The sequence below is a fragment of the Alcanivorax profundi genome (assembly GCF_003597125.1).
Taxonomy (GTDB): domain Bacteria; phylum Pseudomonadota; class Gammaproteobacteria; order Pseudomonadales; family Alcanivoracaceae; genus Alcanivorax; species Alcanivorax profundi.
Genome location: NZ_QYYA01000116.1, coordinates 1 through 450, shown reverse-complemented (window position 1 = coordinate 450; position 450 = coordinate 1). Strand labels below are relative to the sequence as shown.

At 45.1% G+C, this 450-nt stretch carries 1 protein-coding gene; it reads left to right on the top strand.

Annotation, left to right across the window (positions count from 1 at the left end; all coding sequences use genetic code 11):
- Positions 1 to 450, top strand: a 450-nt coding sequence (locus D4A39_RS19205) for a transposase (RefSeq protein ID WP_147393967.1), incomplete at both ends; no start/stop codon positions are given.

Genomic DNA, 450 nt, shown 5'->3' with positions numbered 1-450 from the left:
GTCTGTCAAGACTGTCACTACAGATTTATCTTCAGCCATGATGCTGACAGTCAGAAAGGTGTTTCCTGCCGCAAAGCTGATCAATGACCGTTTTCATGTACAGCAGCTCATGTCTGAAGCTGTAGACCAGTTAAGAATACGCTATCGGTGGAAAGTACTTGATGCGGAAAATCAGGCTATCAGGGAGCACCGTCAAAAGAAGAAAGAAGCAAAGAGTAAGGCGGAAAGGGAGAGAATAGGGAAATGGGAGCCTGAAAGAATGGAGAACGGAGAAACCCTGCCACAGATAGTAAGCAGAAGCAAGCATATTATACTGAAACACTGGAGCAAATGGAATGAACAGCAAAAGACCAGGGCTGCCATTCTCTTTGATAAATTCCCCAAGCTTCTGGAAGGATACAGCCTTAGCATGAAACTGACAGACATCTTCAACAAGAAGTCAGGTCCCGA